This window comes from Streptomyces sp. GLSS-08 (genome assembly GCF_056387915.1).
The window spans coordinates 199245-220312 of sequence record NZ_JBWJAQ010000011.1 but is presented as its reverse complement, the minus strand read 5'-3'; the positions used below and the strand labels follow the sequence as shown (position 1 = coordinate 220312).

The window sequence follows — 21068 nt, the reverse complement described above, 5'->3', positions numbered from 1 at the left end:
GGCCTGACCGGGCGCGCTGTCCCGGGCCGAGCGGGCGTGCCCGCCCGCGCCGGGTGGGGCGCGCGCGGGGAGCGGAGAGGCCTCGGCGATACTGGGACGCATGGCTTACGACGATCTTCGCTCCCTGCTCCGGGCGCTGGAGCGCGAGGGCGACCTCAAGCGCATCAAGGCCGAGGTCGACCCGTATCTGGAGGTCGGGGAGATCGTCGACCGGGTCCAGAAGGCCCAGGGCCCTGCACTCCTCTTCGAGAACGTGCGCGGCTCCGCGATGCCGCTCGCGATGAACGTCTTCGGCACCGACCGCCGCCTCCTCAAGGCCCTCGGCCTGAAGTCGTACGCCGACATCAGCGACAAGATCGGCGGACTGCTCAGGCCCGAGCTCCCGCACGGCTTCGTCGGGGTGCGCGAGGCGTTCGGCAAGCTCGGCGCGATGACCCACGTACCGCCGAAGAAGGTGAAGGACGCTCCCGTCCAGGAGGTCGTCCTGCGCGGCGACGACGTCGACCTCGACGCGCTGCCCGCCCTCTTCACCTGGCCACAGGACGGCGGCTCGTTCTTCAACCTCGGGCTCACCCACACCAAGGACCCCGAGAGCGGCATCCGCAACCTCGGGCTCTACCGCCTCCAGCGCCACGACAGGCGCACCATCGGCATGCACTGGCAGATCCACAAGGACAGCCGCAACCACTACCAGGTGGCGGCCCGGCGCGGCGAGCGCCTGCCGGTCGCGATCGCCTTCGGCTGCCCGCCCGCCGTGACGTACGCCTCGACCGCCCCGCTGCCCGGTGACATCGACGAGTACCTGTTCGCCGGGTTCGTGCAGGGCAAGCGGATCGAGATGGTCGACTGCAGGACGGTGCCGCTCCAGGTGCCGGCGCAGGCCGAGGTCGTGCTCGAAGGATGGCTGGAGCCCGGCGAGATGCTCCCCGAGGGGCCGTTCGGCGACCACACCGGGTTCTACACCCCGCAGGAGCCCTTCCCGGCGCTGACGATCGACTGCGTCACCATGCGCAGGAGGCCGCTGCTCCAGTCGATCGTGGTCGGCCGGCCGCCGACCGAGGACGGGCCGCTCGGCCGGGCCACGGAGCGCTTCTTCCTGCCGCTCCTCAAGATCATCGTCCCGGACATCGTGGACTACCACCTCCCCGAGGCGGGCGGCTTCCACAACTGCGCGATCGTCTCGATCGACAAGAAGTACCCGAAGCACGCCCAGAAGGTGATGCACGCCGTCTGGGGCGCCCACATGATGTCCCTCACCAAACTGATCGTGATCGTCGACTCCGACTGCGACGTCCACGATCTGCACGAGGTCGCCTGGCGCGCCCTCGGAAACACGGACTACGCCCGTGACCTCACCGTCGTCGAGGGACCGGTCGACCACCTCGACCACGCCTCGTACCAGCAGTTCTGGGGCGGCAAGGCGGGCATCGACGCGACGCGGAAGTGGCCCGAGGAGGGCTACACCCGGGACGGCGGCTGGCCCGAGATGGTGCTGTCCGACCCGGAGACGGCGGCGAAGGTCGACCGCCGCTGGAAGGAGTACGGACTCTCGTGAGCAGCGCATCAGCGGCGCTCCCGCAGCCGGGGCGCACCAAGGCGTTCCTGCGCCTCGTCATGATCGAGCACTCCGTCTTCGCCCTGCCCTTCGCCTACATCGCGGCGCTGACGGCGATGTACGGCCTGGACGAGAACATCCACTGGGTGCGGCTGCTGCTCGTCACCGTCGCGATGGTCGGGCTGCGGACGTTCGCCATGGCCGCGAACCGGATCATCGACCGCGAGATCGACGCCCGCAACCCCCGCACCGCCCACCGCGAACTGGTCACCGGCGCCATGTCGGTGAAGCACGCCTGGACCGGCGCGCTGGTCGCCCTCGTCCTCTTCCTGGGCGCCGCGGCGCTGCTCAACCCGCTGTGCCTGGCGCTCGCCCCCGTCGCGGTCGTCCCGATGGTGGTCTATCCGTACGGCAAGCGGTTCACGAACTTCCCGCAGGCCATCCTCGGTGTCGCCCAGGCGATGGGCCCGATCGGCGGCTGGCTGGCCGTCACCGGCGAGTGGTCCTGGGACGCGGTGATCCTGGGCCTGGCCGTCGGCGTCTGGATCGGCGGCTTCGACCTGATCTACGCCTGCCAGGACGTCGAGACGGACCGCGAGGTGGGCGTGAAGTCGGTGCCGGCCCGCTTCGGCATCCCGGCCGCGATCCGGGGGGCCCGTGCCTGTCACGCCGTCACCACCGCCCTCTTCGTCTGGTACGGGGCGGCCACCGGCGCCGGTGTCTTCTTCTGGCTCGGCCTGGTGATCGTGGCGGGCGCGTTCCTCTACGAGCACTCCATCGTGCGCCCGCACGACCTGTCCCGGCTCGACCGCGCGTTCTTCCAAGTCAACGGTTTCATCGGCATCGCGCTGTTCGTCTGCGCCCTGCTGGACCTGCTGATGCGCGGGCTCACGGTCTGATTACCGGCGCCCGGCGGATAGGCTCGACATCATGAAGCCAGGACAGACGCAGCGCCGGCCTTGGATCGTGGGGGTGTCGGGCGCTTCCGGTACGCCGTACGCCGCCGCCGTGCTGCGTGCGCTGCTGGCGGCGGGGGAGAGCGTCGACCTGGTGGTGTCCCGGGCCTCCCGGCTCACCCTGCTCGACGAGACGGGCCTCGCCTTCCGGGACGCGCACTGGCGGGACGACCTGCGGTCCTGGCTGGCGCGGGGAGCCGACGGCAAGCCCGGCACCTTCGACGCCTTCGAGGACCGCCTCGACGCCGTGCGGCACTGGAGCGCCGGTGACCTGGCGGCCGGACCGTCCTCCGGCTCGTACGCCTCCAAGGGCATGATCATCGTGCCGGCGTCCACCGCCTGCGTCGCCGGAGTCGCCCTCGGCCTCTCCAAGGACCTGCTCCAGCGGGCGGCGAGCGTGACCCTCAAAGAGGGACGCAGGCTGGTGGTCGCCGTCCGCGAGACCCCGCTGAACGGGCAGACACTGCGGCATCTCGTCACGCTGGACGACGCGGGCGCGGCCGTGGTCCCCGCCTCACCGGCGTTCTACGCGGGCGCCACGCACATCCAGGACCTGGTGGACTTCGTCGCGGGACGGGTCCTCGACGCGGCGGGCGTCGAGCACGGGCTCTACCGCCGCTGGGAGGGCGAACTCGGCGGCGGTTCCCGCTCCACCACCTGAGCACAGCACGTCATCAACTTTCAGGATCTCTTCAGCGGAAGGCTATCGATCGCATGGACGCGGTGGACAGACAGCTCATCCAGGCCCTGCGGGAGAACGGCCGGGCCTCCTACGCGGAGCTGGGACGCCTCGTCGGACTCTCGGGGCCCAGCGTCACCGACCGCATCAACCGGCTGGAGGCCGCCGGTGTCATCACCGGCTACCGCGCGACGGTCGACTCCGCCTCGCTCGGCCTCGGCGTCACCGCCCTGATCGGCATCTCGCTCTCCGACGCCGCCGACCACGAGGACGTGGCGCGCCGGCTCAAGGACCTCACGGAGATCGAGGACTGCTGGTTCATCGCCGGCGACGACTCGTTCATGCTCAAGGTGCGCTCCAGCGACGTGGACGGTCTGGAGAAGACCATCCGCCGGCTGTCCGGCACCAGGGGCGTCTCCCGGACCCGTACGACCATCGTGCTCTCCACGAAGTGGGAGAACCGCGTCGGCGAACTGCCCGAGGAGGAGTAGGGCGCGAAGCGCCTGACGGGGGCCGCTCGCCCGCGAAGTGCGGGGGAGTACCGTGGACACGGTTCGTCACAGGGAGAGGTGCACGCATGGATGTCGGGCTCAAGCGCGAGCTGGAGGACAAGGTCCGGGCCGGTGAGCGGCTGACCCGCGAGGACGGCATCGCGCTGTACGAGTCGGACGACCTGGCCTGGCTCGGCGGCCTCGCGCACGAGGTGCGGACGCGGAAGAACGGCGACGTCGTCCACTTCAACGTCAACCGCCACCTGAACATGACGAACGTGTGCACCGCCTCGTGCGCGTACTGCTCGTTCCAGCGCAAGCCGGGCGAGAAGGACGCGTACACGATGCGCATCGAGGAGGCCGTCCGTCTCGCCACGGCGATGCGGGGCGAGAACCTCACCGAGCTGCACATCGTCAACGGCCTGCACCCGAACCTGCCGTGGCGCTACTACCCGCGCTCCCTGAGCGAGCTGAAGAAGGCCCTCCCGGAGGTCTCCCTGAAGGCCTTCACGGCGACGGAGATCCACCACTTCGAGACCATCTCCGGGCTGTCGGCCTCCGAGATCCTCGACGAGCTGATCGACGCCGGTCTCGAGTCGCTGACCGGCGGCGGCGCCGAGATCTTCGACTGGGAGGTCCGCCGGCACATCGTGGACCACCGCACCCACTGGGAGGACTGGTCGCGCATCCACCGCCTCGCGCACGAGAAGGGTCTCAAGACCCCGTGCACGATGCTGTACGGCCACATCGAGGAGCCCCGCCACCGCGTGGACCACGTGCTGCGCCTGCGTGAACTCCAGGACGAGACCGGCGGCTTCCAGGTCTTCATCCCGCTGCGCTACCAGCACGACTTCGTGGACGTCAAGGACGGCAAGGTCCGCAACCGGCTCCAGGCGCGCACGCGGATGGCGACCGGCGCCGAGGCCCTCAAGACCTTCGCGGTCTCCCGGCTCCTCTTCGACAACGTGCCGCACGTGAAGGTGTTCTGGGTCATGCACGGCGTGCAGACCGCCCAGCTCGCCCTCCAGCACGGCGCCGACGACATGGACGGCTCGGTCGTCGAGTACAAGATCACGCACGACGCGGACAACTACGGCACGCCGAACAAGCTGACCCGCGAGGACCTGCTCGACCTGATCCGCGACGCCGGCTTCCGCCCGGTCGAGCGCAACACGCGCTACGAGATCATCCGCGAGTACGACGGTCCCGACCCGGCGCGCCGCGAGTCCCCCCAGCCGATGCGGGTCTGACCCTGCGATGGCGCTGACCTTCCGCCTGGACCCGCCCGTGGGCCCGGAACTCCGTGACGGCGTGCTCGCGCTGTGGACGGACGTCTCCAACGCGGGCGGCTCCGTGGGCTTCGTACCGCCCGTGACGGCCGAGGACATCCGGCCCGAGTGGCTCAAGCACCTCGCCGCGATGACCGAGCGGCGCACCCGTCTCCTCGTCGGCCACGACGAGGACGGTGCCGTCGCCGCCACCGCCTTCCTCGCCCTCAACACGCACCGGCTGATGAGGCACTGGCTGTGGCTCTGCACGGTGATGGTGCACCCCCGCCACCAGGGCAGGGGGTACGGCCGCGATCTGCTGGCCGCCGCCGAGGAGGCCGCCGCGTCCCTTCCCGGGATCGAGGCGATCCGGCTCACCTGCCGCGGCGGCGAGGGCCTGGAGCACTTCTACGCCTCCTGCGGCTACAAGGAGGTCGGGCGGGTGCCGGGCGCGATCCGGGTCGCGTCCGGCGACGACCGGGACGACATCACGATGCTGCTGCCGCTGGCCCTCTCCGGGAACTGAGCCCCCGGCGAAAGATCCGCTTTCGGCCGTGCTTCACTGGAGAATGCCCTTTGGGAACTTCCCCGCTCTCTCGGCTCCGCCGAACTGGGGGAGCCCCACGGAACGGAAGAGTGGATTGAGATGCTCCGCTACACACTGATGCGCCTTGGGATCTTCGCGGGCTGCTTCGTGGTCGTCTGGGGCCTCGTCCACTCCGGCATCGCGCCGCGCGGCCTCGGCGACTCCAACTACATGTGGGTCGTCCTGCTCGCCCTGGTGATCTCCGCGCCCATCAGCTTCGTCGTGCTCCGCGGCGAGCGCGACCGCGCCTCTGCGCAGGTCGTGGCCCGGGTCGACCGCGCCAAGGCCAACCTGGAGCGCAACCGCAACCAGGAGGACGTCGTCGACGACGCCGCCCGGGGCGCGCAGGGCCACACTTCCTGACGTTCCGTTCCGCGTCACCCGGCCGTGCGCGGCCGATCGTACGCTTGCCCGTATGGGTGCTGTGAAGAACAAGCGGATGCCGCGTGCGGTGCGGGAGCGGCAGATGCTCGACGCCGCCGTACGGACCTTCGGTCAGCGGGGGTACCGGGCCGCGTCGATGGACGAGATCGCCGATCTGGCGGGCGTGTCCAAACCGTTGGTCTACCTCTACCTGAACTCCAAGGAAGACCTGTTCACGGCGTGCATCCGGCGTGAGGCCAAGGCGTTGACCGAGGCGGTGCGCGCGGGGGTGCGGCCGGGGCTGGCCGCCGACCGTCAACTCTGGGAGGGACTGCGGGCGTTCTTCACGCACACCGCGCAGAACCCCGACGGCTGGTCCGTGCTGCACCGGCAGGCCCGTACGCACGGGGAACCGTTCGCCGCAGAGGTCACCGCGATGCGGGAGGAGCTCGTCGCGTTCGTCACCCAGTTGATCGTCATCGCCGCGCGGGAGGCGCACCGGGATCCCTCGCTCGCCGAGCGGGAGGTCGCCGGGCTCGCGGAAGCCCTCGTCGGTGCCGCCGAGTCGCTCGCGGCCTGGGCCAACGCCACGCCGGGCGTCTCCGCCAAGCAGGCGGCGGCGACCCTCATGAACTTCGCCTGGGCGGGCCTCGGCGAACTCATGGAAGGGCACCCCTGGTCGCCGCCCGAGCATTAGCGGTCGAGGAGGTGCACCTCTCCTGTGAGGTGCAGGCCCTCGTCTCCGCGTAGTTCGAAGGCGGGGCCCTTCGACGCGTACGTCACCGTGCCCGGGAGCAGGACGGGGGCCCTGAACTCGGCGCGCACACGCACCGGGCCGTCCGCGGGGCGTTCCGCCAGGCAGCGGGCGACCGTCCACATGCCGTGCGCGATGGCCCGGGGGAAACCGAAGAGGCGTGCGGTCAGGGGGTGCAGGTGGATCGGGTTGCGGTCGCCGGAGACGGCGGCGTAGCGGCGGCCGAGGCCGGCGGTGAGGCGCCAGGCGGCCGTCGCGGGCAGGTCTTCCCGGCCGGGTGACGCGGGCGGCCTGGGTCCGGGAGCGGGCTGCCCGGGCGGGGCCGGTGGTGTCACCGTGCGGTGCCGGGCGAGGTAGGTGCTGCGGGACTCCCAGGCGACGGTGTCGTCGGCGGTCCTGGCCTCGGTGACCACGAACGCCTCGGTGCCGCGGCGGTGCGGCCGCAACTCGGCCACGTGTACGTCCAGTTGGTATTCGCCCGTGGTGCTGAGCGCCTCGTGGCGGGTGATCTCGATCGACGTGTGGACCAGGCCGAGGAGCGGGAGCGGGAACGCGCGGGCCGCCATGAGCCGCATGGCGAGCGGGAAGCCGAGGACGTGCGGGTACGTGACCGGCAGCGCGTCGACGCCGGTCGCGAAGCCGCACACCCGCTCGTACGCGGCCAGCCGGGCGAGGTCGATGCGGACGCCCGGCAGGACGAGGCGGGTCCGGGGGGCGGTGGCCCCGGGGCGGGGGCGCCGCTTCACCGGGGAGAGGGCGGCGCCGCGGGCGAGGAGGGGGGTGAGGGCGGGCGGCGCGTCGAGGACGGTCCGGGTCTGCACGGGGGCTCCAGGGGGTTGGGCCGGCTTGCTGCCGGGCGCGCGGTCGGTCCGGTGGGTGGGTCGGGGCCGTGCCGGTGCATCCGCCCGTTGCATGCCGGGCGACCAGCCGCGTTGCACGAGCGCCGGGATGTCCGCCCGGCCTGCAACGGGCATCTGACGTACCGGCACGGCCCCTTCGGCGGGAGGGCGGGTGCGGACCGTACCGGTTGCGGTGCGGGCAGGCGTGCCGGGCGGGCCCGGGCCGCTCCAGGTGCGGGCAGCCCGTCGGCGCCGGGCTCGCCGTTCCACCCGGCCCCAGCTGCCGCGCCCGGTGCTGATGCGCAGAGGGTGGTGCGCCCACCCCGACGGCACCCGGCCGACCCCGGGCCAGGCGTTCCGGCGGGCCGGGCGCGTAAGCCCTACGCTCCGAGCAGGCTCTGCCCGCACACCCGGAGCACCTGCCCGTTCACCCCGCCGGACGCGGGATGGGCGAGATAGCCCGTCGCCTCGGCGACGTCCACCGGAAGTCCCCCCTGCCCGAGGGAGTTCATCCGGCGGCCCGCCTCACGGATGAGAAGGGGAACGGCGGCCGTCATCCGGGTCTCGATGAACCCGGGGGCGACCGCGTTCACCGTGACCCCGTGCTCGGCAAGGGCACGCGGCGCCAGCGACCGTACCAGCCCGACGATCCCGGCCTTGCTCGCGGCGTAGTTCGTCTGACCCGCGTTCCCGGCGATCCCCGCGATGGACGCCGTGGCCACGATCCGGCCGCCGTGCCGCAGCACCCCGGCGGCCAGCAGCGAGTCCGTCGTGCGGAGCACACTCGCGAGGTTCACGTCGAGCACCGAACTCCAGCGCTCGGCGGACATGTTGGCGAGCCGCCGGTCCCTGGTGATCCCCGCGTTGTGGACGAGGACGTCGAGCCCGTCGGGCAGCGCGTCCGCGATCCGGGCGACCGCGTCACCGGCGGTGATGTCGAGCGCGAGCGCCCTCCCGCCGAGCCGCTCCGCGACCGAGGTCAGCTCCGCCTGTGCCGAGGGCACGTCCAGGCACACCACCGCGGCTCCGTCGCGGGCCAGGGTCGCGGCGACCGCCTCGCCGATGCCGCGCGCGGCTCCCGTGACGAGCGCGGTCCGTCCGGCGAGGGGCCGCGTCCAGTCCCCGGGCGCGGTCACCTCGCCCGCGCCGACCTCGATCACCTGTCCGCTGACGTAGGCGGACCTGGGGGAGAGGAGGAAGCGGAGCGTCGATTCGAGGGCGGGGGCCGTCGCCGTGCCGTGGACGCGGACCAGCGTGACCGTGCGGCCCCGGCCGATCTCCTTGGCCAGCGAGCGCACGAACCCCTCCAGCGCCTGCTGGGCGGCGGCCTGATGGTGGTCGGCGGGGTCGAGCGGTGCTCCGAGGACCACGATCCGTCCACTGGCGGCGACCGAGCGGACCACGGGGTGCAGTGCCGCGTGGACCTCGGCGAGCGTGCCGACGTCGGTGACACCGGTGGCGTCGAGGAGCACGGCAGCGGGCCGTTCGGCGTCGGTCCGCACCCGCAGACCCGTGCGGGCCGGCACGTCTGCCGGGTCGAGCACCGGTTTGCCCGCCGTCAGGTGCAGCAACGGCCCCTCGAGTGTGGGCCGTCCGGCCGACCAGCGGTGCAGTGCGGCGGGCTGCGGCAGTCCGAGCCTGCGGGTCAGGAAGCGGCCCGGCGCGGTGCCGGCGAAGCCCAGATAGCGGTCGGCCATTGTCCAACTCCCAGCGGGGACGTTACTTTACTCCAGAGTAAGGTTACCGATGGTAAGGCTACGGCAGGGTCAGGAGAAGGTCGAGATGAACCCCCTCGGTCCGGCAACGGCGCACCCCGGTGCGGCGACCCCGCGCCCCGTCGCGGTGATCGGCGGTTGCCGCATCCCCTTCGCCCGCTCCGACGGCCCGTACGCGACGGCCTCCAACCAGGAGATGCTGACCGCGGCCGTCGACGGTCTGGCGGAGCGGTTCGGGCTTCAGGAGCCCGGCGCGGTGGGAGAGTTGGTCGCCGGCGCCGTCCTCAAGCACAGCCGCGACTTCAACCTCGCCCGCGAGACCGTGCTCGGCTCGGCCCTGGACGCCCGCACTCCCGCGTACGACATCCAGCAGGCCTGCGGCACCGGTCTCCAGGCGGTGATCGCCGCCGCCAACAAGATCGCCCTCGGGCAGACGGAGTCCGCCGTCGCGGGCGGCGCCGACACGGCGAGCGACGCGCCTCTCGGCGTCAACGACGGGCTGCGCCGCATCCTCCTGGAGGCACGGCGCGCGAAGTCGGCGGGGGCGCGGCTGAAGGCGCTGGCCCGGATCCGGCCCGCCCACCTCGTCCCGGACATCCCCCGCAACGCCGAGCCGCGCACCGGCCTGTCGATGGGTGAGCACGCCGCCGTCACCGCCCGCGCCTGGGGGGTGACCCGCGAGGCGCAGGACGAACTCGCCGCGACGAGCCACCGGCGGCTGGCGGCGGCGTACGAACGCGGCCTCTTCCAGGACCTGGTGGTGCCGTTCCGGGGCCTCGCCCGCGACCAGAACCTGCGGCCCGGGTCCACGGTCGAGAAACTCGCCACCCTGAAGCCGGTGTTCGGTACCGACGCTCCCGGTCCGACGATGACGGCGGGCAACTCGACACCCCTCACGGACGGCGCGGCCGTCGTCCTGCTGGCGAGCGAGGAGTGGGCGGCGGCGCGGGAGCTGGAGCCGCTCGCGTACCTGACGGCGTACGAGAGTGCCGCGGTCGACTTCGCCGGCGGTGACGGTGACGTGGCGGGCGGTGCGGACGGACTGCTGATGGCCCCCGCGTACGCGGTGCCGCGCATGCTGGAGCGGGCCGGGCTCGGCATCGGGGACTTCGACTTCGTCGAGATCCACGAGGCGTTCGCCTCCCAGGTCCTCGCGACGCTGGCCGCCTGGGAGAAACGCGGGCTCGCCCCCGTGGACCGCGCCCGCCTCAACGTCGCCGGCTCGTCCCTGGCCACCGGCCACCCCTTCGCCGCGACCGGTGCCCGCATCGTCGCGACCCTCGCCGCCCTCCTGGCGGAACGGGGCACCCCTGGCCGCGGCCTGATCTCCGTCTGCGCGGCCGGCGGCCAGGGGGTGACGGCGATCCTGGAGCGCCCGTGACGCCCCGGGGCCGGCCGGAGACCGTTCCGCCCTCTCCGGCCGCCCACACCTACCGGCGGTAACCCGCACGTCGCCCGCCCCGGAGCCCCACACACCCCACACGCGGGCCCCGTACGATCCCCGTCTCACCCGGTGGCCGACGCCGCCCCGCCCGCCTGAACTCCCCGCTCCCCAGCGCCGTATGAGAACGCACGACCCTCGCCCGGCCCGGGTCCCCGCAGTCAAGGAGCCGCCCCGTGTCCAGCCCGTACGCGTCCCCGTCCCCGCTGCCGGAACCGGAGATCAAGCGGCTGGACGGCGTCGTGCGCGAGGTGTTCCTGCCGCCGCTCGTAACCCCCGTCACCCACGGTTCGCTCGCGGACATCCCGTTCGACAACGCGAGCGCGGCCCCCGGGGACGCCGTCCTCAGCCGCAAGGACGCGGACGGCGGCTGGCGCGACGTGAGCGCGGCCGACTTCGCGGCCCAGGTGCTCGCGGTCGCGAAGGGCCTGATAGCCGAGGGTCTGGCACCGGGCGACCGCATCGCCATCATGGCGCGGACGACGTACGAGTGGACGCTCCTCGACTTCGCCGCCTGGGCGGCCGGCCTGGTCACCGTCCCCGTCTACCCGACCTCCTCCGCCTTCCAGACCCGCTGGATCCTTCAGGACTCGGGAGCCGTCGCCCTCGCCGTGGAGTCCGTCACCCAGGCCGCCGCCCTCGGCCCCGAGCGCGACCGGATACCCGACCTGCGACACATGTGGGTCTTCGACAAGGGCCACCTGGACCGGCTCGCCGAACGGGGCCGGGACGTGCCGGACCAGGAGGTCGCCGTACGCCGGGGGGTGCTGGGGCCCGACACCCTCGCCACCCTCATCTACACCTCGGGCACCACCGGCCGCCCCAAGGGCTGCGTCCTCACGCACGGCAACTTCTTCGCCGAGATCGACAACGCGATCGAGATGCTCCACCCCATCTTCAAGGCGAAGACCTCGGAGGCCGCCTCCACCCTGCTCTTCCTGCCCCTCTCGCACGTTTTCGGCCGGATGGTCGCGATCGCCTGCCTGCGGGCGCGGGTGAGACTGGGCCACGCCCCGAGCCTGCGCACGGAGGATCTCCTCGCCGACCTGGCGAGCTTCCGGCCCACCTTCCTGCTGGCCATCCCGTACGTCCTGGAGAAGGTCTTCAACACCGGCCGCGCGACCGCCGAGAAACTGGGCCGCGGCTCCTCCTTCGACCGGGCAACGCGCATCGCGTGCCGCTACGGCGAGGCCCTGGAGGCCCGGCAGCACGGCACGGGTCCCGGCCCCGACCGGAGTCTGCGCGCGGCCCGCGCCCTGTACGACCCGCTCGTCTACCGCCGCATCCGCAACGCCCTGGGCGGCCGGGTCCGGCACGCGATCTGCGGCGGCTCCCCGCTCGGCCGCCGCCTGGCCGCCTTCTACGCCGGCGCCGGCATCGAGATCTACGAGGGGTACGGCCTGACCGAGAGCACCGCGGCCGCCACCGTGACCCCGCCGCTCAAACCCCGGCTCGGCACCGTCGGCCGGCCGATGCCCGGCACCCGGGTGCGCATCGCGGGCGACGGCGAGGTGCTGCTGAGCGGCGGGCAGCTGTTCCGGGGCTACTGGGACCCGCACGCGGGCGGGGTCGTCCCCGCTGCTCCGGACGGCTGGTTCGCCACGGGCGACATCGGCGAACTGGACGACGACGGCTATCTGACGATCACCGGCCGCAAGAAGGAGATCCTGATCACGGCCGGCGGCAAGAACGTGGCCCCGGCCCCGCTCCAGGACTGGCTGCGCGCGCATCCCCTGATCGCCCAGTGCCTGGTCCTCGGCGACCGCCGCCCCTACGTCACCGCCCTCATCACCCTGGACCCCGAGGGCATCACCCACTGGCGCCGGATGAACGGCAAGCACGGCGTCCCGCCGGAACTCCTGCTGGACGACCCGGACCTGCAAGCCGTGCTCCAGCGCGCGGTCGACGAGGCCAACAGACTCGTCTCCCGCCCGGAGTCGATCCGCCGCTACGCCGTCCTGCCCGGCGCGTTCACGGAGGAGGCCGGACATCTGACGCCGTCGATGAAACTGCGCCGCGAGGCGATCCTGCGGGACTTCTCCCGGCAGGTGGAGGCGATGTACGCGCAGTGACCGGCGGGCCGGACAGAGGCAGGAGCCCCGCACCAGGCCGGTGCGGGGCTCCTTGGGTACTGCTCTTCGTTCCGGATCAAAGCATCGGCTCTGGGAGCCGAAGGCTTACATCGGGGTGACGTTCTCCGCCTGCGGACCCTTCGGGCCCTGCGTGACGTCGAAGGAAACGGCCTGGTTCTCTTCGAGAGAACGGAAGCCGTTCGCATTGATGGCGGAGTAGTGGACGAAGACGTCCGGGCCGCCGCCTTCTTGGGCAATGAAGCCAAAGCCCTTTTCGGCGTTGAACCACTTCACGGTTCCGGTAGCCATAAGCCCTCCTTGGGCCCAAAGGGTTGCCCTGCTCCAGAACCTGCAAGGTGTAAACAACTGCGTGTTAACAACTGCATTTATCTGAATAAGACGAGAGCCCGCGGTCACATGCTCCGCAGGCTCTGTACTGCAAGGGAAACCAAACTGCAACGTGCGGCGAGCCTAGCACGCGGGCAGCCGAAAGCAACAGAGGTGAAGATCACGTCACCCGGATGTTTGACCGCTGTCCGGTCTGGGTTGACGTCGCGGTGCCGACTCGCTGTCGCGAGGGTTGACACAAGAGGTCGGGAGGGTTTCACACACCACTCGGGGACCCGGAGCCTGCACCGTACCGCATGGGGGCTAGCCTCGCGATGTGGACAATTCTCGCACCCGGCCGCGCGTCGGCCACATCCAGTTCCTGAACTGCCTGCCCCTGTACTGGGGGCTCGCGAGAACCGGCACGCTCCTCGACTTCGAGCTCACGAAGGACACCCCGGAGAAGCTCAGCGAGAAGCTGGTGCGGGGCGACCTCGACATCGGGCCGATCACGCTCGTCGAATTCCTCCGGCACGCCGACGAACTGGTTGCCTTCCCCGACATCGCGGTCGGCTGCGACGGCCCGGTGATGTCGTGCGTGATCGTCTCGCAGGTTCCGCTGGAGCAACTGGACGGCGCCCGGGTCGCCCTCGGTTCCACCTCGCGCACGTCCGTCCGCCTCGCCCAGCTGCTGCTGGCCGAGAAGGTCGGCGTCGAGCCGTCGTACTACACGTGCCCGCCCGATCTCAGCCTGATGATGCAGGAGGCCGACGCCGCCGTCCTCATCGGCGACGCGGCGCTGCGCGCCAACCTCCTCGACGGCCCGAAATTCGGCCTTGAGGTGCACGACCTGGGCGCCCTGTGGAAGGAGTGGACGGGCCTGCCGTTCGTCTTCGCCGTGTGGGCGGCCCGGCGCGACTACCTGGAGCGTGAGCCCGCCGTCACCCGCAAGGTCCACGAGGCCTTCCTCGCCTCCCGGGACCTCTCTCTCGACGAGGTCGGCAAGGTCGCCGAGCAGGCGGCCCGCTGGGAGGCCTTCGACGAGCGGGTCCTGGAGCAGTACTTCACGACGCTCGACTTCCGCTTCGGCGGCCCGCAGCTGGAGGCCGTCGCGGAGTTCGCCCGCCGGGTCGGACCCACGACCGGGTTCCCGGCGGACGTGACGGTGGAGCTGCTGAGGCCCTGAGGCTCCCGGGCCCGGCGGCACTACCCTGCTGGGGAACGCACAGCGTACGGGGGAGGGGTGGGGGCCATGCGGCCGCTGGATGTGGGCGAGCCCACCGTCGTGGGGCCCTACCGGCTGCTCGGCCGGCTCGGCTCGGGCGGTATGGGCCGGGTCTATCTGGGCCGCAGCGCGGGCGGCCGTACGGTCGCGGTCAAGATGGTGCACCCGCACTTCGCGCTCGACGAGGAGTTCCGCGCCCGGTTCCGGCGCGAGGTGGACGCCGCGCGCCGGGTCGGGGGCGCCTGGACGGCCCCGGTACTGGACGCCGACCCGGAGGCACCCGTGCCCTGGGTGGCCACCGGGTACGCGGCGGGGCCCTCGCTCTCGGGCGCGGTCGCGGAGCGCGGCGCGCTGCCGGAGCACTCCGTACGGGTCCTGGGCGCCGGCCTGGCCGAGGCGCTCGAAGCCGTGCACGCCCTGGACCTCGTCCACCGTGACGTCAAACCGTCCAACGTCCTGCTGACCCTCGACGGCCCGCTGCTGATCGACTTCGGCATCGCCCGGGCCACGGACGGCACGGCCTCCCTGACCTCGACGGGGGTGTCGGTCGGCTCGCCCGGCTACATGTCGCCCGAACAGATCCTCGGCAGGCGGGTCACGGCCGCCGCGGACGTCTTCTCGCTGGGCGCGGTACTGGCGTACGCGGCGACCGGGCAGCCGCCCTTCCCCGGCGACTCGTCCGCCTCCCTCCTCTACAAGGTGGTGCACGAGGAGCCGGTGCTCGGCGAACTGGCGGGCGAACTGCGGGAACTGGCGGCCCGCTGCCTGGCGAAGGACCCCGGCGACCGCCCCGCCCCGCGGGAGGTCGCCGGGCGGCTGGCCCCGCACGGGGCGGCCCGTCTGGTGGCGGCGGGCTGGCTGCCTGGACCGCTCGTGGAACAGGTCAGCCGCAGCGCCGTCCAGCTGCTGAACCTGGAGGCCGCGGGGACGGCGCCCTCGGGGCTCGTGGGGTTCACCAGCCCGTCGGTGCCCGGGACGTCGGGAGCGGTGTCCGGCGCGGGGCCGGGACCGTCGGCGCAAGCGGGGTCCGTCCGGGATGCCGGGCCCTTTGACGGCGCAAGTCCGGCGGGCGACGGGGCGTTCGGACCGCCGCCGGCGGGGGCGTTCGGACCGGCGCCCGTGATGCCGGCGTCCGCGTATCCGGCCGTGCCGCGTGTCCCCCGGTCGCGGCCGGAGCACACCGCGGGAGCCGAGGGCACCGCGCCGCCCCAGGACGCGCACCCGGACGGGGCGGCCGCCGGGCCGACGCCGGGCAGGCTGTCCGTGAGCGTGGCCGCGGCCTCCGCGCCCGGCGCGAACGGGCGCGGCCGGAAGCTGAGTTGCACGGTCGCGCTGGCGGTCGCCGGGGCGCTGGCCGCGGTGACGGTGGGTACCGTGTTCCTGTTCCAGCTGATGCAGGGCGGCGGCTCGGGCGGGAACGACACGGCGGGCGGGAGCCCGTCGGCCTCGGGGAGCGCGCCCGACGCCGGGAGCGACGCGTCCGGCATCCCCGCCTCCTACCTCGGCACCTGGGAGGGGAAGGCTCTCGCGCTCGACGGCGCCCTCCCAGCCGGCACCATCCGCGTCACCGTCCGCCAGGCGGAGCCCGGCGAGGAGTTCGGCACGTTCCGGCAGACCGACCAGATCGGCGGTGTCTGCGACGACGTCCTGATCCTGAAGAAGGTCACACCGAAGCAGCTCGTCGCCACCAGCGTGGCCAGGAAGAGCAACGGCTCGCAGTGCACGACGGGCAGACACGCGGTGCGCCTGACACCGGTCGGGGACGACCTGTCCTACGAGACGGACAACCAGGCGGCGGGCAACCCGACCGCGCGGATGTCCAAGGTGAAGTGAGGGACGTCCAGGGTCAGGCAGGTGACGAAGGGGAGCCACCGGGGTTCCTCCGCGGGAGGTACCGGACGAGTACGGCGACGAGCAGCGCCGCGCCGGCGAGCGTCGCGGCCAGGCCCACGGCCCAGACGTACGGATACTGCGCCTGGACCCAGCAGGGGCCGCCCTCGGTGCCGCAACTGCCGTAGCGGTGACGCCTCTTGGGTGTCAGCGACCCGAAGACGACGAGCAGCAGCAGTACCGTCCCCGCCGCGCCGGGCAGGGACGCCGAGGCCCAGGCCAGCGAACGCGCCTTGTCGCGGCGCCAGTTCACGTGCGTCAGCGGCGCGATCGCGGCAGCCGCCGCCCAGGGCAGCGCCGCACCGACGGTGACCGCGAATCCGTAGCCGCCGCCGGGCCAGCCGGGAGCGGCGCCGCCCCAGACCGCCCTTCCCCACGAGGACACCGCGAGGGCGAAGGCGATCAGTGCCGCTGCGACGGCCGCCACGACGAGACAGCCGAGGGCCGTGTCCCGCCGGTTCGTGCGTACCGGCGCCCGGGTCCCGCGCCCGGGGGAACGGCGGTACCGCAGCCCCGGCGCCGCCGCCCTGCGCCGCTTCGGCCTGGCCGATCCGCTCACGCCGGCCGCCCCCCTCGTCGTGTCAACTGCCGCCCCGCGTAGGCGAACACCTTCTCACTGCCGCCGGGCGGCCCGCCTGCGTAGGGTGTGTGCGTGGATCTCGACGTGGGGGTGCTGACCGCCGTCGCCGCCGGGTGGGGTGCGGCCGCCGGGCTGCTGGTGCCGAGGGCCGCCTACCGTCTCGCCGTCGACCCGGACGAGCCCCGGCGGGACCGCTGCCCCGCCGGACACGCGATCACCGGTGCCGCGGGCGGCTGGTTCGGCCGGGCGCGCTGCGCGGAAGGCGACCGGTACGGGCCCGGCACCCCCGCAGTCTGCCTCGCCACCGCCCTCGTCTGCGCCGCTCTCGCGCCGGCCACCGGGATCCGGCCGGAACTCGTCGTCTGGCTGCTCCTCGCCCCCCTCGCCGTGCTGCTGGCCGTCGTGGACTTCCGGGTGCAGCGGCTGCCCGACGCGCTCACCCTGCCGCTCGCGGGCGCCGCCCTCGCCCTGCTCGGCGGGGCCGCCCTGGCACCCGGGCACGCGGGCGACTGGCCGACCGCGCTGTCTGGCTCGCTCGCGCTCGGCGGCGCGTACTTCGTGCTCTTCCTCATCAGCCCCCAGGGCATGGGGTTCGGGGACGTGAAGCTCGCGCTGGGACTCGGCGCCGTGCTCGGCTGGTACGGGTGGAGCGTGCTGTTCCTCGGGACGTTCGCCGGGTTCCTGTTCGGGGGGCTGTACGGGCTGGCGCTCGTGGTCGTGCGGCGCGCCGGACGCAGGACGTCGATGCCCTTCGGCCCGTTCCTGATCGCGGGAGCCTTCGTGGGCCTGCTGATCGGGGCGTACGCGGCCTGACGTCGGGCTCCCGAGGGGGCTGGCGTAGGGTGGTCGGGTCTGTCCACACCCTTATGAAAGGGACACACCCGGTGACCGAGAAGGCCGACCTCCAGTCCGTCCTCGACCGTGCCGCCGAGGGTGGGCGGATCACTCCCGAAGAGGCACTCGACCTCTACCGCGACGCCCCGCTGCACGCGCTGGGCGCCGCCGCCGACGCGGTGCGCCGCCGCCGGTACGCGGGCACCGAGCACATCGCGACGTACATCATCGAACGCAACATCAACTACACGAACGTGTGCGTCACGGCGTGCAGGTTCTGCGCGTTCTACGCGGCCCCCAAGGACACCGCCAAGGGCTGGACGCGCGACCTCGACGACATCCTGCGCCGCTGCGCGGAGACGGTCGAGCTCGGCGGCACGCAGATCATGTTCCAGGGCGGGCACCACCCGGACTACGGCGTCGAGTACTACGAGAAGCACTTCGGCGCGATCAAGCAGGCGTTCCCGCAGCTGGTCATCCACTCCCTCGGCGCCTCCGAGGTCGAGCACATGGCCCGCATCTCCAAGGTGTCGGTGGAGGAGGCCATCCAGCGCATCCACGCCGCCGGGCTGGACTCCTTCGCGGGCGCCGGCGCGGAGCTGCTCCCGGCGCGCCCGCGCAAGGCCATCGCCCCGCTGAAGGAGAGCGGCGAGCGCTGGCTGGAGATCATGGAGACCGCCCACAACCTGGGCGTCGAGTCCACCTCCACCATGCTCATGGGCACGGGCGAGACGAACGCCGAGCGCATCGAGCACCTGCGGATGATCCGTGACGTGCAGGACCGCACCGGCGGCTTCCGCGCGTTCATCCCGTACACCTACCAGCCCGAGAACAACCACCTGAAGGGCCAGACGCAGGCCACGCTCTTCGAGTACCTGCGGATGATCGCCATCGCCCGGCTGTTCCTCGACAACGTCGCGCACATCCAGGGCTCCTGGCTCACCACCGGCAAGGAGGTCGGCCAGCTGTCGCTGCACTACGGCGCCGACGACCTCGGCTCGATCATGCTGGAGGAGAACGTGGTCTCCTCCGCCGGTGCCAGGCACCGCTCCAACCGCATGGAGATCATCGACCTGATCCGCAGGGCGGACCGCGTCCCGGCGCAGCGGACCACGACGTACGAGCACATCGTGGTGCACGACGACCCGGCGGACGACCCCGTCGACGAGCGCGTCGTCTCGCACATCTCGTCCACCGCGATCGAGGGCGGCACGGCTCACCCCGAGCTGAAGCTGCTCGCCTCCAACTGACGCGCCGGTGCTGACGATCCACGCCGCGGACGAGCTGCGCACCGGCCCGGACGCGGAGCCCGTGCAGGACGGCGCGGTCGCCGTCGAGGGTGACCGCGTCGCCGGGGCGGGTCCGCTCGGGGAGCTGCTGGAGCGCTTCCCTGGGGCGCGTGTGCGGCGGTGGCCCGGGGGGCTCGGGCCTGCGCTCGTGCACGAGGGCCCGCTGCCCGAGGCGCCCTCGCCCCGTGAGCGGATCCACGCGGTGCTGAAGTCGGGCGGCACCGCGGTCCTCGCGGAGTACGCCGACAGCGCGGACCTGCGTGCCGCGGCGGCCCGCAACGACGTCGTCGTGCTCCCGCACGCGCGGCCCGGCACCGTCCGCGAGAGCGGACGGGCCGACCTGGCCGTGTTCACCCCGGACGGCGTCTGCGTGGCCACCGTCTGCGCGGGCCGCCTGGTCCACCGGCGCCGCTGAGCGGTGCCGCCGGCACCGCCCGCACGGCCCGCACGGCCCGCACCGCCCGCTCAGCCGGTGAAGGCCTCGGCGAAGGCGCCCGAACTCTGTTTCACGCCACTGCAGTCGGTGGCCGCGTCGTCGGACGCCGAGTCGCCGTCCTCGCAGCTCCGGTCGCGGAAGGTGGACCACATGGACACCCAGGCGACGCCCTTCCTCTCGGCGAACGAGCGGACCTCGGCCGCGTCGGCGAGGGTGAACGTCTCGTTGTCGACGTCGTTGACGCCGATCATCGAGGTGAGCGCGAGTCCCTGCCAGGCCGCTGTCGACGAGAGACCGAAGACGTCCGCCAGCTGGTCGTGCGCGGCCTCGGCCGACGTCCTGGCGTAGTCGCCCATGTCACCGGCGTACGAGCTGCCGTAATTCATCGTCATGATGTTGACGCTGGAGACCTTCACGGCGTGGTCGTTCGCGGACTCCAGGAGCGCCAGCGCGTCGGCGTCCAGGCCGGAGGGCATCACCGGCAGGGTGAAGGAGACCTCCAGGCCGGTGCGTTCCTTCTGGAGCAGTGCGATGGCCTCGGAGCGCAGGGTGACCGAGGCGGAGTCCGTCAGCTCGTCGCCCTCGATGTCGAAGTCGGCCCGGGTCGCCCCCGCCGCGTCCAGCGCGGCGCCGTAGGCCCTGGCCAGTCCGGAGGCGCTGTCGCAGGTGGCCGCCAGCTCCTTGCCGGAGGCGCCGCCGAAGGAGACGCGGACCGCCGCACCGGTGTCCGTGAGGGCGGATATGCGGGACTTCACCGCCGAGTCGCCGAGGGCGTGCGTCCCGTTCCACCTCGGCGTGCAGTCGCTGCCGTCGGAGATCACGAACGCCAGGTTGTACGCCGACGGTGAGCCGGCGGTGTCCAGGCCGGCCGCGGCGGTCGTGGCGCTCACGTACGGCTCGTAGGCGGTGCCCGACGTCCGTGCCCGCGCGGTGGAGGAGGCCGTCGGCGTGCCGGCTCCCGGCGGCGCGTCCGGCGTGCCGTCCCCGCCCGAGGAACAGCCGGCGCAGGCCAGTGCCGCCAGACAGACGAGTCCGGCACCCCGCTTCAGGAAACTCCGCATTGCCCGTGCACCCGCTCTCGTGATGTCCGTCTCGGAAGGGGAACTGAATTGACTTCCCGCGGAGGAATGTGGCACACCGGGTCGTGAATCCTGAATACAGCGGATCCACAGACACGACGGCCTTGCGGTTCACGAATCGGGCCAATCGGTCACGAATTCGGGACGAACGTCCCACAAGCGGTGGCGGTTCGTGCGACGGGCGGGCCGGAATTCTCTCAGGGAAAGGACAGGGTCGGCGCGTTCTCATGGGGTCCTCACATGAGAAACCGAGTTCTCGGCACATGGAGAAGTTCTAATGTCCGGGGAATGCAATCCGAGTCCGCCATCGAAAACCGCACTTCCTCGCGCGCCCGCCGCCGCAAGAGCGGCGACGGGCCCGCCGAGGGCCCCGTGTTCGTTGACAGCTCCGGGCGCAGAGCACGCCTGCTGCGCCGGATCGGCATGCTCGTCGGTGTCGTCTGTCTCGGGTACGCGGTCGTGCTCGGCATGGCCTTCATGGGCTGGGGCACCTCGCTGACCCCGTCCTCGCTGCTGCCCTTCGGCGGCGGCCCGGCCGGCACCCGGAACTCCGGCCCCGGCGGCGCCCGCCCCGAGGGCGGCCTCGGCACCCCGCCCGCGCTGCCCGGCGGGGCTACGCCCACCGCCACCGGCGCGTCCCCGTCCCCCTCCGTGTCCGCCTCCACCGGCGCCAACTGACGGAACACACC

Annotated in this window: 21 protein-coding genes; 16 read left to right on the top strand and 5 right to left on the bottom strand. The window is 72.5% G+C overall.

Annotated features, from left to right (window positions below; translation table 11 throughout):
• The first annotated feature begins 100 nt into the window (after positions 1-100).
• The 8 genes from AC0ZLC_RS21390 (at position 101) to AC0ZLC_RS21355 (ending at position 6595) form a co-directional block, all read left to right on the top strand.
• The gene (locus tag AC0ZLC_RS21390) at positions 101-1555 is read left to right on the top strand and encodes a menaquinone biosynthesis decarboxylase (RefSeq protein ID WP_476753551.1); all 1455 of its coding nucleotides are present in this window, start codon (positions 101-103) and stop codon (positions 1553-1555) included.
• Positions 1552-2454 carry a menaquinone biosynthesis prenyltransferase MqnP gene (gene mqnP / locus AC0ZLC_RS21385; RefSeq protein ID WP_476753550.1) on the top strand — a complete coding sequence of 301 codons (903 nt, stop codon included), beginning with the start codon at positions 1552-1554 and terminating at the stop codon, positions 2452-2454. The genes AC0ZLC_RS21390 and mqnP overlap by 4 nt, the downstream gene beginning before the upstream one ends.
• 31 nt (positions 2455-2485) lie before the next feature.
• Positions 2486-3172, top strand: a complete 687-nt coding sequence (locus AC0ZLC_RS21380; RefSeq protein WP_476753549.1) for a UbiX family flavin prenyltransferase — start codon at positions 2486-2488, stop codon at positions 3170-3172.
• 53 nt (positions 3173-3225) lie between these two features.
• Positions 3226-3681 (top strand): Lrp/AsnC family transcriptional regulator, encoded by a 456-nt coding sequence (locus AC0ZLC_RS21375; RefSeq protein WP_358850989.1) that lies wholly within the window; start codon positions 3226-3228, stop codon positions 3679-3681.
• Between the two features lie 86 nt (positions 3682-3767).
• A complete protein-coding gene (mqnE, locus tag AC0ZLC_RS21370) occupies positions 3768-4931 on the top strand; it encodes an aminofutalosine synthase MqnE (protein WP_476753548.1) in 1164 nt (387 codons plus the stop codon).
• 7 nt (positions 4932-4938) lie between these two features.
• Positions 4939-5475 carry an N-acetyltransferase family protein gene (locus AC0ZLC_RS21365; RefSeq protein WP_476753547.1) on the top strand — a complete coding sequence of 179 codons (537 nt, stop codon included), beginning with the start codon at positions 4939-4941 and terminating at the stop codon, positions 5473-5475.
• Between the two features lie 120 nt (positions 5476-5595).
• A complete protein-coding gene (locus AC0ZLC_RS21360; protein ID WP_476753546.1) occupies positions 5596-5898 on the top strand; it encodes a DUF4229 domain-containing protein in 303 nt (100 codons plus the stop codon).
• A 52-nt stretch (positions 5899-5950) separates the two neighbouring features.
• A complete protein-coding gene (locus AC0ZLC_RS21355) occupies positions 5951-6595 on the top strand; it encodes a TetR/AcrR family transcriptional regulator (RefSeq protein WP_476753545.1) in 645 nt (214 codons plus the stop codon).
• On the opposite strand, the gene AC0ZLC_RS21350 is transcribed toward AC0ZLC_RS21355, so the two are convergent.
• Entirely contained in the window at positions 6592-7473 is an 882-nt protein-coding gene (locus AC0ZLC_RS21350; protein WP_476753544.1) for a MaoC family dehydratase, read from the bottom strand. The genes AC0ZLC_RS21355 and AC0ZLC_RS21350 overlap by 4 nt on opposite strands.
• Before the next feature lie 398 nt (positions 7474-7871).
• Complete coding sequence (locus tag AC0ZLC_RS21345; protein ID WP_476753543.1) at positions 7872-9188, bottom strand: 3-oxoacyl-ACP reductase; 1317 nt, start codon at positions 9186-9188, stop codon at positions 7872-7874.
• Between the two features lie 85 nt (positions 9189-9273).
• Here AC0ZLC_RS21345 and AC0ZLC_RS21340 point away from each other — a divergent pair, with 85 nt between their 5' ends.
• Together AC0ZLC_RS21340 and AC0ZLC_RS21335 are read left to right on the top strand one after the other, a co-directional pair.
• Positions 9274-10587 carry an acetyl-CoA C-acetyltransferase gene (locus tag AC0ZLC_RS21340; protein ID WP_476753542.1) on the top strand — a complete coding sequence of 438 codons (1314 nt, stop codon included), beginning with the start codon at positions 9274-9276 and terminating at the stop codon, positions 10585-10587.
• Positions 10588-10823: 236 nt separating this feature from the next.
• Complete coding sequence (locus AC0ZLC_RS21335; RefSeq protein WP_476753541.1) at positions 10824-12719, top strand: AMP-dependent synthetase/ligase; 1896 nt, start codon at positions 10824-10826, stop codon at positions 12717-12719.
• A 105-nt stretch (positions 12720-12824) separates the two neighbouring features.
• Here AC0ZLC_RS21335 and AC0ZLC_RS21330 read toward each other — a convergent pair whose 3' ends face one another.
• The gene (locus tag AC0ZLC_RS21330; RefSeq protein ID WP_006138897.1) at positions 12825-13028 is read right to left on the bottom strand and encodes a cold-shock protein; all 204 of its coding nucleotides are present in this window, start codon (positions 13026-13028) and stop codon (positions 12825-12827) included.
• Between the two features lie 355 nt (positions 13029-13383).
• On the opposite strand from AC0ZLC_RS21330, the gene AC0ZLC_RS21325 reads away from it, so the two are divergent.
• On the top strand, positions 13384-14232 hold the full coding sequence (locus AC0ZLC_RS21325) for a menaquinone biosynthetic enzyme MqnA/MqnD family protein (RefSeq protein WP_476753540.1): 849 nt from the start codon (positions 13384-13386) through the stop codon (positions 14230-14232).
• Between the two features lie 66 nt (positions 14233-14298).
• The gene (locus tag AC0ZLC_RS21320; RefSeq protein WP_476753539.1) at positions 14299-16104 is read left to right on the top strand and encodes a serine/threonine-protein kinase; all 1806 of its coding nucleotides are present in this window, start codon (positions 14299-14301) and stop codon (positions 16102-16104) included.
• A 13-nt stretch (positions 16105-16117) separates the two neighbouring features.
• Here the strand turns inward: AC0ZLC_RS21320 and AC0ZLC_RS21315 are convergent, their stop codons facing one another.
• On the bottom strand, positions 16118-16720 hold the full coding sequence (locus AC0ZLC_RS21315) for a hypothetical protein (protein ID WP_476753538.1): 603 nt from the start codon (positions 16718-16720) through the stop codon (positions 16118-16120).
• Positions 16721-16813: 93 nt separating this feature from the next.
• Between AC0ZLC_RS21315 and AC0ZLC_RS21310 the strand changes: the two genes are divergently transcribed.
• The 3 genes from AC0ZLC_RS21310 to AC0ZLC_RS21300 all read left to right on the top strand — a co-directional run bounded on the left by AC0ZLC_RS21310 (position 16814) and on the right by AC0ZLC_RS21300 (position 19279).
• Entirely contained in the window at positions 16814-17554 is a 741-nt protein-coding gene (locus AC0ZLC_RS21310) for a prepilin peptidase (protein WP_476753537.1), read from the top strand.
• 71 nt (positions 17555-17625) lie between these two features.
• Positions 17626-18825, top strand: a complete 1200-nt coding sequence (gene mqnC / locus AC0ZLC_RS21305; protein WP_476753536.1) for a cyclic dehypoxanthinyl futalosine synthase — start codon at positions 17626-17628, stop codon at positions 18823-18825.
• A 7-nt stretch (positions 18826-18832) separates the two neighbouring features.
• Positions 18833-19279, top strand: a complete 447-nt coding sequence (locus tag AC0ZLC_RS21300; protein ID WP_476753535.1) for an imidazolonepropionase-like domain-containing protein — start codon at positions 18833-18835, stop codon at positions 19277-19279.
• Between the two features lie 50 nt (positions 19280-19329).
• Here AC0ZLC_RS21300 and AC0ZLC_RS21295 read toward each other — a convergent pair whose 3' ends face one another.
• On the bottom strand, positions 19330-20361 hold the full coding sequence (locus tag AC0ZLC_RS21295) for a chitinase (protein ID WP_476753534.1): 1032 nt from the start codon (positions 20359-20361) through the stop codon (positions 19330-19332).
• A 306-nt stretch (positions 20362-20667) separates the two neighbouring features.
• Between AC0ZLC_RS21295 and AC0ZLC_RS21290 the strand changes: the two genes are divergently transcribed.
• On the top strand, positions 20668-21057 hold the full coding sequence (locus tag AC0ZLC_RS21290; RefSeq protein ID WP_476753533.1) for a hypothetical protein: 390 nt from the start codon (positions 20668-20670) through the stop codon (positions 21055-21057).
• Positions 21058-21068: the final 11 nt, after the last annotated feature.